The organism is Paraburkholderia fungorum (assembly GCF_046027215.1).
In the GTDB taxonomy this organism is placed as follows: domain Bacteria; phylum Pseudomonadota; class Gammaproteobacteria; order Burkholderiales; family Burkholderiaceae; genus Paraburkholderia; species Paraburkholderia fungorum_D.
On the sequence record NZ_JAQQEN010000002.1, the window covers coordinates 1,518,295 to 1,534,302 of the forward strand.

Genomic DNA, 16,008 nt, shown 5'->3' on the forward strand with positions numbered 1-16,008 from the left:
CTTTCGTCCGGGGCGTCGCAGGCGTTCACCGTGCCGACACAGAGCAATCGCAACCGCCGCTATCCAAAGATGTCGCATGAAGCTTTTCCCGAATTTTCGTCTACATGCCCTCTCAAATTAGAATTTCAGGCCGAAACGTGGCGGATTTTTAGCGAATCCCAGGCTCCACTCGAATACCCCTGGACCCTGCGCGCTGGATCCGCACCGAGACTCCGCTGCGGCCCGTCTCGGGAACTTCTCCAGTTTTTGCATGCCCTCGGCGGACCGTATCTCACGATGCGGGCGAGCGAGCCCGCCAGACCAGCACGATGAACGACATTGCGTATAGGAGCGCGGCAACAAAAAACGGTGCGCCCGGCAAGTGAACCGATGAATCCGCACGCTGAAAAAAATGCAGCATCGCTGCGCCGAAAATCGGGGCAATCGTCGCGGCCAGTTGCATCACGCATACAAGCGCCCCCTGATACTCGCCCTGCCGGCTTGGACCGGCCTCGATGGACACCATCGCGCGCATGGCGGGATCGTTGATCAGCGCGAGCGAATGCAGCGCGATTGCCAGCGCCATCGCATAGACCGACGCGGCAAAGCCGTACAGCACATACGCCATCACGAACAGCAGATAGCCGGCAAGCGCCGTGCGACGCTCGCCGAATCGTGAAATCACGTGACGTAGCAGCACGGTCTGCGTCAGCGTGATGCCCAGACCGAGCGATGCCAGCGCCAGCCCGTTTTCCCGCGAACCCCAGTTAAAGCGCATCTCGTTGCTGAGCACGAAGCACGCGAGAAAGATGCCGTAGGCCGTCATGCCAAAACATGCTGCCAGTACGAGACGCCGAAACGTGGGGTCTTGCCGTAGCAGCCGCAGACTGCCGAGCGGATTGGCCTGCGTGAACACGAACGCGACCCTGCGCTCCGGCGCATGACTTTCAGGCAAGACCAGCAGGGCACCGAGCAGATTGATCGCGGCCAGCGCGCTGGTGACGACAAACGGCATGCTTGCGCCCAGCGTGCCCAGCATCCCGCCGCACGCTGGTCCGACCACCAGCCCGAGACCGATCACGCCGCTCATCAGACCAAAGCGCGCGGCGCGTTTGTCGGGGGCAGTGATATCGGCGAGATAGGCTGTCGCCACCGATGCACTGGCAGCCGTCGCGCCTAGGCACAGACGGCCGGCTAGCAACCAGCCAAAGCTGGACGCGCACGCCAGCAGGATATTACTGATCACCGCACCGCTCAGTGCGATCAGCAGCACCGGCCGGCGTCCCCATGCGTCGCTTGCCGCGCCAAGCAGTGGCGCGAACACGAACTGCATGAACGAATAACTCGCCACCAGTAGGCCGACGAACAGCGTGCCGGCCTCCCTTCCCCCCATCACAGCCGACACCTGATCCGGCAAGACCGGAATTGCGATGCCGAAGCCTAACGCGTCAAGCGCAAGCGTAATCATGATCAGCGAGAGCTGACTGAACTCGCGTCGCGTCACCTCGGTGCCGCCGAAGGTGCGGCGAGCCGACGACGCGAGCCGGGCGGCGATCGTCATCATGCGAATCTCCGTGGGCTGGCCGCATCCAGCGCGGCACGCAACGGCGCCGCTAGATGTTCGACCTGCTCCGGCATCAGGCACGAGAAGTGATTACCGGGCACCTCGACGCTGCGCACCGCGAGACAGGTGAAACGCTCCCATCCCCAGCCGTCGGTGTCGCGTGCTTCAGGCAGGTTCATCCCTTCCGGCATCGGTTCGCGAGCCTTGAATAACAGGATCGGTAACGACAACGGACGCTGCACCGGATCGTATTTCGGCCCGAGATCCGCTGCTGCGCGATACACGTTAAACAGACCACGGATCGCTCTGCTATCGGTTTGCGCGCGCACCACGCCGAACTGCTCGAGACGTTGCTGGATTACCGCGAGTTGCTGGTCGAGCGTCAACTCGCGAAGCTGCTCCGCCGTCTCACCGCCGAGAATCTGCGGCTTGCCCGTGTAGTACGCGAAGATGCTCAGGATCACTTTAGTCACCATACAGTCGTCGATACGAGTTGTCGTCGTGTAGGGAGGCGCCGCCGAATCGAAGAGCGCGAGCAAGCCGATTTCCTCGCCGGCATCGTGCAGTTGTCGAGCCATTTCGTAGGCAACCTTGCCACCTAGCGAATGACCGCCGAGGTAATACGGCCCCGACGGTTGAATCGAACGCAGGCACGCAATGTAATGCTCCGCCATCTGCTCAACCGACGAATGGGGTTGCGCGATGCCGTCGAGACCCAGGCACTGCAGGCCGATGAAAGGCCGCTCATTACCGAGCGCTGCACTAAGCGGCAATAGCTGCGCCACGTTGCCGCCCATTCCCGGCAGGCCGAAAAATGGCGGCAACGCACCGGCGCTGTTCAGCGGCACTATGCAGTACCGGACCGCCGGATCGGACGACGCGGATGTCGTGTGCGAGGTGGGGCGTACGTCGATCGATGCGACGATGCGCGCGACGGTCGGCGTGTCGAGGAATTCGGCCAGCGTCAAACAGCGCTCGTAGTGGTCCCGCACGCGCGAGATCAGTTGCGTGGCCAGCAGCGAGTGACCGCCGAGCTCGAAGAAATCGTCGTCGCTGGCGATCTCCGCGACGCCCAGCAATTCCCGCCACAACGCCACGACCACACGCTGGACGTCGTCCGGCGACGACACTGGACCTGTATCGATCGAACGCGCGATTCGTGCGAGCGTCGGCGTGTCGAGAAACTCGGCCAGCGTCAAACAGCGCTCGTACCGGTCCCGCACGCGCGAGATCAGTTGCGTGGCCAGCAGCGAATGACCGCCGAGTTCGAAGAAATCGTCGTCGTCTCTGAAGGCTTCGACACCCAGCATCTCGCGCCATAAGCCGAGCAGAAAATCGCGAACCGGACCGGCGCCGCCGGTTTGCTCCGGTGCTGCACGCCGTGCATTGCGCGTAGCGAGTTCGCGTTCAATCAGACGGTTGATCGGGCCGTACTTGCTGACCGCGATCTGTGCTTCGCAGCTGGCCGCGGCCAGCGCAAATATGTCACAACCTTCGTGGTTCGTCAGACCGCGGATCCGCGTGGCTGTGTCTTGCGATTTGCGGGCGGCATAGTCGAGCGCCATGCCGGTTTCCGACCACGCGTCCCAGTTCACCGCGACAACGGGCAACCCCCGGCCGCGCCAATAGCGCGCAATCGTATCGATATAGGCGTTGCCGGCGCTGTAATCCGCCTGCCCCAACCCACCGATCAACGACGCCAGCGACGAACACAACAGCACGAAATCGGGTCGGTCCTCGTGGACCCGTTCACACAGTTGTCGGGTGCCGCTGACCTTCGGACTCAATACCCGATGCCACGCCCGCGGTGTGCCACTTTCGAGCAGGCCACTCGCATCAATGCCGGCCGAATGGACCACGCCGTTGATCGGCCCGAAACGCTGCCGTAGCGTGTCGACGACACGCGATGTCTGCTGCGGATCGCCAATGTCTGCTTGCAACACCAGCACTTCAGCACCCGCGCGCTCCAGTTCTTCGATCCGCGCGCGCCGGTCAGCGGTGCTATTCCTCAAGTTCAAGTTTGCGTCCTCGCTCGTATCCCCGAGCCCGGAGCGACTCACCAGACCGAGCTTGACACCCGACTTCGTCGTCGCGATGTGTCGGGCCACTTCATAACCGATCCCGGTCAGTCCACCGGTAATCAGATACACGCCGCGATCGCGCAGTACGTCCTTGTCCGCATCAGACGGCAGGCGGACGTAACGCGGTACCCTGCGCTGCCCGTTCGCAAGGCCCACTGTCGCGACAGTGGCTTGAGCCGTCGGCAACGGCGCTGTCACAAGCTCGGCGAGCAAGGCTGCGCGCGTGGCCGGCATGACGTCGTCGACGTCGATATGCCGGCAAATCATCTTTGGAAACTCCCAGTTGACGGCCTGCAGCAATCCGACTGCGGTCGCTGCGTCGCACGCGGCTTCGGTCGCGGCATTGCACCACCCATGCGTCACGACCGATAGCGTGGCCGGCGTGTTCTGTACGCCAAGCGCCTGAATCAGCCAACCGAGCTGATCGAACGAAGCGACCGCATCGCTGGCCGTCCAGCTGTAGACGATACGCGACGGGCACCGTTGTTCACGTCTGAGCAGGTCGATCAGTTGCCGGTAGTCGTTGGGTTTGCTCTGGCGTAGGCCGACGCGGCGCTCACCGAGCGCACGAAACGTGCGGGCGGCCGTGACCACGATGCTGCCCGGCGGCGCGTTATCAATCAGGTTGCGAAGCGGACCTTGTGCATCGCCGAATACGAGCCACGGCTCGGCCGCTTGCGCGGACGCGATCAACGGTTCGTCGACCCAGCGCAACGCGCGACACCAGTCGGATACTCGCTCACCATCGGGTGAATCGGGATCGCGACGCGACGCGCGCAATGCGCGCAAGCTGAAGCCGCGAATATCGGCGAGCACGGTCGGCGTGTCGCTGTTGTTGTCGGCCGCAAGTAACGTCACGTCGTACTGACCCGGGGATGTTTCGCAAACGAGGCTATAGCATTGCGCACGCAACGGCGCGTAGATCCTGACCTCGCGATAGTGGAACGGAATCGCCGCCGTGTCCGGCCGCGTGCAGACGCTCAGGAAGGCGGTCGCGAGATCCAGCAACGCAGGGTGCAGTGCGTGTTCACGCAGATCACCGGACAAGCTGTCAGCAAGACGCAGACGTGCGAGGCCGCAACGCTCGCCGAGCCAGATGGACTCCATCGAGTGCCAGCGCGAGCCGTACTCGGCGAACGCCTGATCGAACCGCGCACGAGCCTGTTGCAGCGGTTTCATCGCGAAGCGTTCGCGCAGGTCGTCGAGCGAACCGATGGCAGCCGGTTCGGCTGCAGCGGCGCTCACCTGGCCAGTCGCGTGCAGGCTCCAGTCGTCGTCGGTGCCGTGCGGCCGGCCCTCCAGCGCGAACGTATGCGTGTCGCCGCGCGGAGTAAACACGACGCGGCCCTCGCATCGGCCGTTGCGAGCGAGAATCAGCGCCGCCGGAAAATACACATCGGTAAGCGTCGTGGCGGCGGCGGTGCGCCATGCTGTGAACGCGCGTTGCACGAGGTCGAGACAGCCGGTGCCGGGCAGCACGGCGTTGCCCTCGAAAATCCGGTGTTCGTCGACGAACCAGTGGCGGTCGTTCAGTTCGAATCGCATCACCGTCGCGCCGTCAGCTGCGCGCTGTTGCTCGAACGCGATGCCCGGCGCACGAGGCACGCTGTACATCGAGCCACCCGCCGGACGATCCAGCCAATGGCGACTGCGCTCGAACGGGTAGGTGGGCAGCGTCGTGCGCTTCGGCTTGTGGCCGGTGTGCATACGCGTCCAGTCGATCGCCACGCCCCGGGTCCAGAGCGTACCGATACTCTTCAGCAGCACTTCGTGGTCTGCTTTCTGTTCGCGCGGATGCCGCAAAGTGGTAAGCAACTGCGCAGGTTGGAGGTCCGCGCGATAACGCAGCATCGAGCCGAGCGCGCGGCCCGGTCCAACTTCGAGCAGCACCGGCTCATCGAACGCGGCGAGCAGCGTGTCGACGCCGCGGTGAAACTGCACCGGGCGGCGAATATGGTCGCCCCAGTAACCGACGTTGTGCCGGTCGCCTTCGTCGAACCATTGGCCGCTTCGGTTCGAGATCAACCGGATGCCGTTGCCCTCCATCATCGCCGGGCTGGCCAGATTGATCGGCGAGACGGCTTGATCCATCAATGAGCTGTGGAACGCGTGCGACGTTGCGAGCCGCTGACAGGCGATGCTGTCTCGCGCGCAGGTCCGCTCGGCCACCGCGATCGACGCAAGCGGCCCTGCCAGCACGTATTGCTGCGCGCCGTTCATCGCAGCGATTTCGCAACCGGCGGCAAGCAGGGCATCGAGCTGGGCCACCGACGCATTGACGGCAAGCATCGCGCCGGACGGCTGCCGTTGCATCAAGGCGCCGCGCAGCGCGACCAGCGCAAGCGCGTCGTCCAGTCCGATTAGACCGGCGACACACGCGCCGACCAGTTCACCGAGACTGTGCCCGATTATCGCCTTCGGCACGATGCCGCAGTCCTGCAACTGACAGGCGAGCGCGTATTCGATCGTGAACAGCGCCGGCTGCGTGAAGCGGGTTTCGTTGAGTTCCTGCTGCAGCGATACGTCGTCGGCCGAGCCGAGCAAAAAATCGCGAATATCGCGCTCGACGTAACGCGCGAGCCCGTCGGCGCAGCGGTCGACCGTCTCACGAAATACGCCGCCGGCGCGATACAGCTGTGCACCCATTCCGACGTACTGGCTCCCCTGGCCGGGAAACATAAAGACGACCGCCGGCGTGCCACGCTCGGCCGGGGTGGCGTTGCGCGTCGCTTCCCGCAGTTGCGCGACGAGCGTGTTCGTAGTGTTGCCGACCGCAAACGCGCGATGCCGGAACGTGCTGCGGCCGACCTGCATGGTGTACGCGACGTCACGCAGACGGGCAGGTCCGGATTGCGCGGACAGGTCTGCGACCAGATGCGACGCTAGCCGCTGCGCCTGCTGCTCGAGCGCGGCAGGGGTTTTGGCCGATAGTGGGATGAGTTGATAGTCGTCGTCCCCGAGACGGCGGTCGTCGCGAGGCGCTGGCGCTTCCTCGACGATGACATGCGCATTCGTGCCACCCACACCGAACGCACTGACACCGGCGCGCCGCGGCGACATCGGGCGCTTAGGCCACGGTCGGGCCTCTCTGACGACCTCGAACGGCGTCTGCTCGAAACGGATCTCCGGGTTCGGCGCACTACAGTTGATGCTGGGCGGCAGTATCCGGTGCTTGAGCGACAGCACAGTCTTGATCAATCCGGCCATGCCGGCCGCCGCATCGAGGTGGCCGATATTGCCTTTGACCGAACCAATGGCGCAGCTTTGCGCGGGCAACGGCGTATCGCCGCTGAGCTCGTCGAACGCTTGCGTGAGCGCCCGCACTTCGATTGGATCTCCGAGACGCGTACCCGTGCCGTGGGCCTCGACGTAGTCGATGCTGCAGGCGTCGACGCGCGCAGCGCGCAGCGCGTCGCGAATAACGGCCGCCTGGCCCGCCACGCTCGGGGCGGTGTAGCTGACCTTGCTGCCTCCATCGTTGTTAATGGTGGAACCCCGGATTACTGCGTGCACGGTATCGCCGTCGCGCAGCGCAGCCGATAGCCGCTTGAGCAGGACGACACCGCCGCCGCTGCCGTTCGACGTGCCACCGGCAGTCGCGTCGAACGGACGGCAGTGCCCGTCGGCCGACATGATGCCGCCCTCCACATACACGTAGCCGATCCGGTCCGGGTCGAGTGACACGGCGCCGGCCAGTGTCATCTCCGCTTCGCCGGCCAGCAGGCTCGCGCAGGCTTGGTGCACCGCTACCAGCGACGACGAACACGCCGTGCCAAGACTGACCGCAGGACCGTGCAGGTTGAGTTTGTATGCGGTACGGGTGGCGAGGAAGTCCTTGTCGTTGCCGAGAAGCAGATGACTCGAATTGAGATTGAGCCGTGCCATGTTCGGCATGATGTTTTCGATCATGTAATAGCTGAAGCTGCAACTGGCGAATACACCGATCGCACGCGGCTTTTGATCGCTGCCGTAACCAGCCTGCTCCAACACCTCGCTTGCCATTTCAAGGAACAGGCGCTGTTGCGGGTCCATCAACTGCGCCTCGCGCGGCGAGAGTCCGAAAAACACAGCGTCGAAGTCTGTCGCGCCGTCCAGCGGCGACACGTGCCGGACGTAATTCGGATTGCGCAGTAGCGCAGCATCGACGCCCCGTGCCAGCAATTCGTCATCGCTCAGGTAGATGCCGCCTTCGTAGCCGTCCAGCAGGCCCCGCCAGAAACTCGCGAGGTCGGGGGCAGACGGAAAGCGCCCGGTCATGCCGATGATCGCAATCGCGTTCTGATCGACGGGAGTGGCCGCATCCGTGGCGACGCTCAGGTCGTCCGATATTTCGTCCGCCAGCACTTCAGCCGATTCGCGCAATTCGGGCGGCGCAACGATATCGATCTGCTCCGCAAGGGCGCGAATGGTCGGATAGACGAACAGATCGGTCAGCGTGACGACCGGTCCGAACGCGTCGATGAGACGTTGATGCAGCGCCACTGCGCGCAGTGAGTGACCGCCAGCATCGAAGAAATTCTCGTCGTAATCGATATCGCGGCGCTCCAGCAGATCGCACCATAGCGCAGCAACGCGCTCCGCGGTGCTCAAACGCGTGGGTTTGACGAACCTGCCAGCGCGGACCGGGGCAACCGACTGGGCCGACGTGGTGGGCAAGGCCACATGGTCGTCCGCCCGTGATGGACGCAATGCAGCCAACGCCTTCATATCGATCTTGCCGGTCCGGCCGAGCGGCATCTGCTCGAGGAACGTAAGGCTCGACGGCACCATCGGTGGCGGCACTTTCGCGCGCAGTGCCGCGAGCAGTTCGGCCTTGCTGCAACGTGCGACCACATAGGCCACCAGTTCCTTCTGGCCCTGCTGATCGATGCGCGCGAGCGCCGCAGCCTGTTGCACACCATCGATCGCATTCAGCGCGGCAGCGACCGCGTCGAGTTCGATCCGGTTGCCGCGAATCTTCACCTGGCGATCGGCGCGCCCGATAAATTCGACGCTGCCGTCGGCGAGGCGGCGCACCGTATCGCCGGTCCGGTACAGCCGCCCGCCCGCTTGCGGTGCGAAACGATCGGCGACGAAACCTTGCGCAGTTCGTGCGGGCAGACCGAGATAGCCGTAGCCGACACATGGGCCGCCGCAAAACAGCTCACCGGATTCGCCGATCCCCACTTCATTCAGCGCTTCGTCGAGCACGTGGAAACGCAGGCCGTCGAGCGGACGCAGCGCCATCTTTTCACCTTCGTCCCAGTACTCGCACATCGAAATGGCGATCGCGCACTCGGTCGGCCCGTAGCCGTTCACCAGCAGGCGCCCCGGCGCCCAACGGCGCGCGGTTTCGAGCGGACAGGCTTCGCCGGCTACGGTGATTACCTGCAGATCCGGTAGCGTAGCGTCCGGCATCAGGCCTAACGCGGACGGCACGATCGCAAGGTGCGTGATGCGCTTTTCCGCGAGCCAGTCGACCATCCCGGGACCGGGCAGCAACTGCGTGCGCGAACCGAATATCACGGCTCCCCCGGACAGCAGCGCTGGCAACACTTCGGCCAGCACGCCGTCGAAGCTCGCCGCGAAGAACTGCGCAGTGCGCGACGTCCGCGTGGCACGCACGGATTCGGCAATGCGAGGCACCGTGCTGACAAGGTTGCGATGCGACAGCACCGCGCCCTTTGGCGCACCGGTCGAACCAGATGTATAGATTATGCAGGCACCATCGTCGGACTGGACGGGTACGACGCGACGTGGCGTGCGGATCGTCTGCGGGTCGGTGCGATCGAGGTTGACGACAGGTGGTCCGAGGCACGCCGCGTCGTGAGCGACACCCTCGCGGCAGACAATCGCCGCCAGCGATGCATCGGCGATCACGTGTTCGTTCCAGCCCTGATCGCGCTGCGCCGGATCGAGCGGAACGAATACAGCGCCTGCACGCAGGATGCCGAGCATCGCCGTGACCATGTGTGGGTGGCTGCCGGTGAAAATGCCGACGTGCGCGCCCAGCCCGATACCGAGGTCGCCCAACGTCCCCGCCAGCGCGGTGGCGAGCGCATCCAGTTCGCGATAGGAGGTCGCTGTGTTGTCGAGCTCGAGCGCAGTGCGAGCGGGATGCATGGCGATCGTACGGTCGATCATGGCAGTCAGCGTCTGCGAATCTTGCGCATGGCGGACACCATTCAAGGCCGGCGCGACGTCGAGTGTGAGTGTGTCCCAGGTCACGTCCGGGGTGGTCAGCACGGCCCGCGTCAACGCGACATATCGCCTATGCATCCGGCCCAGCGCAGCCGCATCGAGTGCGGGATGACGCGACATCAGCCGGCCGAACACCGTGCCGCCGACCTTCTCGATCGACATGTCGAGGTCGAACTTCGCGTTGTTTGTGTCGAGTGGCACGCGGGTAGTGACCAGATCTTTCAGTCGGGGCGGTGTCACGTCGTCGAGATCGCAGGTAAAGCTGGTCTGGAAAATCGGGTTGCGTCCGGGCGTGCGCGGCGGATTGAGCGTTTGCATCAGCACTTCGAACGGCACGTCTCGATGCGTGTACACATCGAGACTCGCCTGCCGCACGCGTAACAGCAGATCGCGGAAAGTGTGCACGTCGTCAAAGTCGAGCCGCAACGGCAGCGTGTTGACGAAGAAACCGATGACGTCGTCGAACACGTCGTCGCTGCGCGTCGACGAAGGAATACCGGTAACGATGTCGCTTTGCCCGCTTTCGCGATGCAGCAACAGCGCGAACAGTGCGCAATACGCTATGAACGGTGTGCAGTTCGTCGCGTGGCACAGCCGGTCCACTGCGGCGACAAGTTCATTGTCCAACGGGAACAGCACCGATGCCGGCACGGTTGCCGAAGTGGCGGCGGTCGTGAACTGCGGAGGGGAAGCGTTGAGCCGTAGCGGTGCAGGCAACACGTCGAGCCGTTGCCGCCAGAACTGCATCTGGCTCGCGAATTCAGGACTGTCGACGAAGCTACGCTGCCACGCAATGAAATTGGCGTAGTGCGCCTTCAACGGCGCGAGCGTCGGCGTTGCGCCGCGCGTGCGCGCGTTGTAGCAACGTTCGAGGTCATGCCAGAACACGACGATCGACCGGCCATCCACAGCAATGTGATGGAAAGTCACGCACAGCATATGCTCGTGCGGACCGAACGCTAACAGCGTCGCGCGCATCAAAGGACCCTGGCTCAGATCGAATTCGCGCGCTGCTTCTGCGTGCCGCAGACGGGTGCGCTCTGCATGATCGGCACCGAACGCGTCGATCACAACCAGTTCGACGTGCATTCCATCGTGTACCGATAGCGACGGCTCGTAGCCCGCCGCGCTCTGCGCGTCCCTGACTTCGCGCACCGTCGCGGAGAACGTCGTACGTAATGCCGAATGACGCACGAGCACATCGTTCAGTGCCTGCGTCAGCGCGAAACGGTCAAGTGGACCGTCCAGCTGCAGCGCGTCGGGCAGGTTGTAATCGCTCGCACCACGACGTCTCGTCGCGACGAACCAGAGGCTGCGTTGTCCGAAGGACAGCAGGCTCGGATCAACGGGTCGGGCGAGTGGCGCAGCGACGTCGGTAGAGTCGCCCGTTGTATTGCCCGTCGTTTCATCGACAGCGTTCTGCCCTGCCCCCCGGACAGTCAGCATTTCGCCCACCGCCAGTTCGGCGAGTTCGGCGATGGTCGGTCGATCGAACACGACACTCATGTTCCAGCGCGTGCTGAATGCGCGATTGATCTGCGCGACGAGGCGCGCGGCAGCGAGCGAATGGCCGCCGCAGTGGAAGAAGTTATCGTGCACGCCGGGCGAGGCGGTACTGAGCACCTTTTGCCAGATCGCCAGCATCCGGCTTTCGGTCGGATTGCGCGGCGCGGTGTGGCAAGCCTGCACCGTCGAGAAATCGGGAATGGGCAGGCGCTTGCGATCTATCTTGCCGCTCGGCGTCAACGGTAGTTCGGGCAGGCGTTCGAGCGCGACCGGCACCATATGCGCGGGCAGCCGGCTGCGCAGATAGTCGAGCAAGGTCTCCACTGACGCGGTCGTCACAGCATAGCCGATCAACACGAGATCGTCGGAGTGCGTACCATGTGCGATCACCGCGCTCTGTTCGACTTCGGGATGCTCAGCTAGCACGCTTTCGATCTCACCGAGTTCGACACGGAACCCGCGGATCTTGACCTGGTTGTCGCGTCGACCGAGGAATTCGATGGTGCCGTCAGCAAGCATGCGACAGATATCGCCGCTGCGATAAATACGGGTCGTGCCCGTACCGCTGCCCGCGACAAAGCGGCCGCTCGCGTCGAACGAGCCGCTGAAAAATTTTTCCGCGTTCAGTTCGGGACGGTTGAGGTAACCCGTCGCCACCGGCGTGCCGGCAATCAGCAATTCGCCAGGCAAGCCTACCGGTAACAGTTGCATCAGTCCGTCCACTACATACAGCTCGCAGCTCGACAGCGGACGGCCGATCGGCACCACACTGGCCGGTGCGAGTGCGTGTTCAGCCGGGTCGAACGCCGAACTGTCGATTGCGGCTTCAGTCACGCCATACGATCCGAGCACGCGCGCGTGCGGCGCACACAGTGCCTGCGCCGCCTGCAATTCATGACCAAACCAGACATCCGCGCCGCACACCAGCGTCTCGAAGCCGTCGAGCCGCCTGCCGGTCTCGTTGCAGTAGCGGATGAGTTGTCGCAGCACGACGGGCGGGAAGTCACCGAACGTCACCTTTTCATCCGCGATCAGACGATGCAGCTGCCCCGCTTCGAGCAACCACTCGCGCGGACATAGCACGAGGCAGCCACCTAGACTGAGCGTGCGAACCAGATCGCCAATGTACAGATCGAAGGTCGGACCGGCAAGCTGCAATGCAACCGGTAGACCCGGTTGTCCGAAACGATAGGCATCGCACCAGCCAAAGAACGACGCGTGCAAGCTGCCGTGGTTGACCTCGACGCCTTTCGGTTTGCCGGTCGAACCTGACGTGTAGATCACGTAGGCGGGATCAGTTTCGTCGAGCGTGGCGAGAGCCGACGCAGTGTCGGTGGCGGGGATGGTCTGCGCTATGTCGTCGACCAGCAGAACCGGGTACGCGGTCTGGCTATCAATTCCACCTGCGTCCTGCGAACGACTGATGATCAACGAAGGCTGACTGTCCTCGAGTTTTTCCGGGAAGCGTCGGTCGGCTGGCCCGAGCGGCAGGAACACTGCGCCCACGCGCTGGATCGCCAGAAATGCGATCACGTTGTCCGGCGAGTAGGCGATGAAGGTCGCTACCCGTTGCCCCTTTTTGATGCCTTGTGCACGCAGACGATTCGCGAGCTGTTCGACACGCCGGTCCAGTTGCCGATAGGTCAGGCGCTCGTCGAGGTAGACCATCGCGGTCGCATCGGGCGTGTTGCCCGCCTGCCGGCTGATACGCTCCGGGATCGAGACGAACGGCGGAGCACCAAGCGGTCGCGCCGGTTTCGCGAAGCGAAGCACCTGATCGAGTTCCTGCGTCGACAGCAGCGTCGCCTGCGCGATAGGCGCGTCGGGCGTACGCAACACATTGTCCAACAATCTTTCGAAATGACCTACGAAGCGCTCGGCTGTCCCGGCATCGAACAGGTCGGTGTCGTATTCGAGCCTGCCGCTCAGACGTTCAGCCGTTACGATCAGTTCCAGGTTCAGGTCGTATTTCGACGTGCCCGAGTCCAGCAATGTGGCGTTGACGCTCAGCCCGTCGAGCGTGAAGGTTTGCAGCGAGCCACCAACCATATCGAACATCACCTGGAATACCGGTGGATAACTCGACGAACGGGGCGGCCTGGCCACCTCGACGATTTCGTCGAACGACAACCCGGCGTGGTCAAACGCATCCAAAACGTTCTCGCGCGCTTGCGCAAGCAGATCCATGAAGCTCGGTGTGCCGTCGAACCGGAAGCGCAACGGAATCAGATTCGAATAAAAACCGATACGTTCCTGCTGTGCATCGGTCAGCCGGTTGGCGAACGGGCTACCGATCACCACGTCCTGCGCAGACGAGTACCGGTGCAGCAACGCAGCGAATGCCGCGAGGCCCGTCATATATGGCGTGGTCCCGGCTGCCCGGCCGACGCGATGCAAGCCTTCTAGCAGTGCGGGTTTGAGCGCGAAGGTCACCCGTGCACCACGATTACACGCCTCACGTGAGCGCGGCCTGTCAGTCGGGATCGTGTGCAGGTGCGGGGCGTCTGCCAGCTGGTCGCGCCAGTATGCGCGCAACGTTTCGACATGACCGTCGTCCGACATTTCGTCGTGATCGTCTGTCTGGTAATCGACTGGACCGAGCGCGAGCGCCTCACCGCGGCGAAACGCGCGGTACGTATCGGACAGCTCATCGAGAAGCAGGGTCAGCGACCAGTTGTCGACGACCATGTGGTGCAGGTTCATCAGCAGCACATGACGATCGTCGGCAAGCCGGAGCAGCATCATACTCAGCGGCTGGCCGGCGGCGAGATCGAAGAGATGTTCCACCTCCTGCTGCGTATATGTGGCGACCATGCGTGACTGCTCGGCGGACGGCAGATGGCCAAGGTCGAGCGTACGCAAAACCGGTAGCGACTCGCCGGCTTCGACGACCAGTTGATCGTCTTCGCTGCGAAAGCGGGCGCGCAACGTCGGATGGCGCTCGACGAGACTCGCGACTGCCTCTTCAAGTGCAGCGCGATCCAGTACGCCGTCGAGGCGCAGCGCGATCGGCACGTTGTAGGTCGCCGAGCGGACATCGCCGCCGGAAACGAGCCACAGCCGGCGTTGCGCGGCAGTTGGTTGCAGACGAACGGTCTTGCGCGCGTCGCGATGATCCGGCGTGAAATGGTTCTCTTTGATGTTCATGGCAGGCTGACGTATTGATCGAAAATGAGGGCTGGCGACCCGTGTTCGGTGGCCCGGCGTGTCGTGACCCTTGCAGTACGCGTGCTTCGCACCCCCCGCGTCGCGACGCACCGAAACAGCGCGTACTTATGCGCGGCCGCCCGGCGAGACGTGCGTGAAATCGATCAGCATGACGGTGCGCACACCGTGCGTCGCGGACTGCTCGCAACTGACCGACGTGACGTGATGGGAGACTGCTTCGTCGTCGATCACATAACTTTCGAGCGGCTCGTTCAGCGTGAAGCTATGCAGCAGTTCACGCGGCACGTCGCTCACCTGCGCGCCGGCATAGATTGGCGGCGCGATGTAGTTGATTCCGCCGCACGCGTTTTTGCGGTCGATCAGATGCACTGCAGTGAACGGCTGGCCGTCGCGGTGCAGACAGTCGGGCGTGATGCGCGATGGCGAGCCGACAGTGGCCGTCATGCAGACGACGTGCAATCCGCAGATCAGCGTATCGTGCTGGGCCGCCAACGAAGTGAGCCACAGGTCATGCCAGATCAACTTGTTGACGAGGCTCATGTCGAGCACGCGGTCGCTGGTGCGCAGAAAGCGCCGCACCACTCCGCCGTATTCCGGCTGAAAATCAACGTCCTGCTGGTATTTGATTTCGACGCTGCCGTCCTCCGCGACGTAACCTGAATCCCACGCGATGTTCTGCGTGTGCACGTCGATCACGCCTTGCGCATAACTGCGCCGTCGGCCGCCACCACCAAAACGGTCGACCGGCAACGTCTCGGCATACTGTGCGAGCAATGCCAACTCGGTGCGTTCCTGCGGAGACGGCGAGAGGTCGATCGAATCGAAGCGTGCCCAACCCGATTCTCGAAGCTGTTTGGCTACACGGTCGGTTTCGGCGCGGGAAGTGAGGAGAAACTCATCTAACATGTTTCGCATGGGTGTCCTTAACATGTCCGACCAGCGCAGTGGTCATACACTGCGTCGGTATCGTGACCAGGGTCGTATCAATGAAGTTGTTGGTGCATCGTCACGCAAACGGAGAATCGTCTCCGTGCACTTGTCGAATGGCGACGTCCGGAAATCACCAGACACGTCGTCGGGAAATGACAGCACTCAAGTTCGATTCCTTTTCAGCAGATGCGGGCAGCCACATGCTGCTGTTTCAATTGGACCATCGGTCCACGGATGTGTCTGCAATAGAAAACCGGTACAGCCGGATCTTGAGCACGTCCTCAATTGCCAGTACAGACAACGATGAATTGTTTCGCTTTAATATTCGGACCGAAACCAGCATGCGATTGAGCAACGAGAAGAGAGTCCTATGCCAAATCCGTTCGAGAACGACGACGCCTTGTTTCAAGTGTTGCGTAACAGCGAGCATCAGTTTTCTTTATGGCCCGTATTCGCCGAACTGCCCTCGGGCTGGGAAATACGATATGGTCCGGCTTCTCGCGCCGAATGTGTCGAGTTCGTCGAGCGGAACTGGACCGATATCCGCCCCCGTAGCGTGCAGGAGCGCTCCGCAGTTTCTCAATTAGCCGATGAGTAACC

General features: G+C 63.1%; 4 protein-coding genes. 1 reads left to right on the forward strand and 3 read right to left on the reverse strand.

Annotated features, from left to right (window positions below; translation table 11 throughout):
- Window positions 1-271: 271 nt before the first annotated feature.
- From PQR27_RS27360 to PQR27_RS27370, 3 genes are all read right to left on the reverse strand, one after another.
- Entirely contained in the window at window positions 272-1,543 is a 1,272-nt protein-coding gene (locus PQR27_RS27360; protein WP_408526729.1) for an MFS transporter, read from the reverse strand.
- Complete coding sequence (locus PQR27_RS27365; RefSeq protein ID WP_408526730.1) at window positions 1,540-14,457, reverse strand: hybrid non-ribosomal peptide synthetase/type I polyketide synthase; 12,918 nt, start codon at window positions 14,455-14,457, stop codon at window positions 1,540-1,542. Before PQR27_RS27365 ends, PQR27_RS27360 begins: the two co-directional genes overlap by 4 nt.
- A gap of 126 nt (window positions 14,458-14,583) precedes the next feature.
- The gene (locus tag PQR27_RS27370; protein WP_408526731.1) at window positions 14,584-15,393 is read right to left on the reverse strand and encodes a 2OG-Fe dioxygenase family protein; all 810 of its coding nucleotides are present in this window, start codon (window positions 15,391-15,393) and stop codon (window positions 14,584-14,586) included.
- Between the two features lie 385 nt (window positions 15,394-15,778).
- Here PQR27_RS27370 and PQR27_RS27375 point away from each other — a divergent pair, with 385 nt between their 5' ends.
- A complete protein-coding gene (locus PQR27_RS27375) occupies window positions 15,779-16,006 on the forward strand; it encodes an MbtH family protein (protein ID WP_408526732.1) in 228 nt (75 codons plus the stop codon).
- Window positions 16,007-16,008 lie beyond the last annotated feature (2 nt).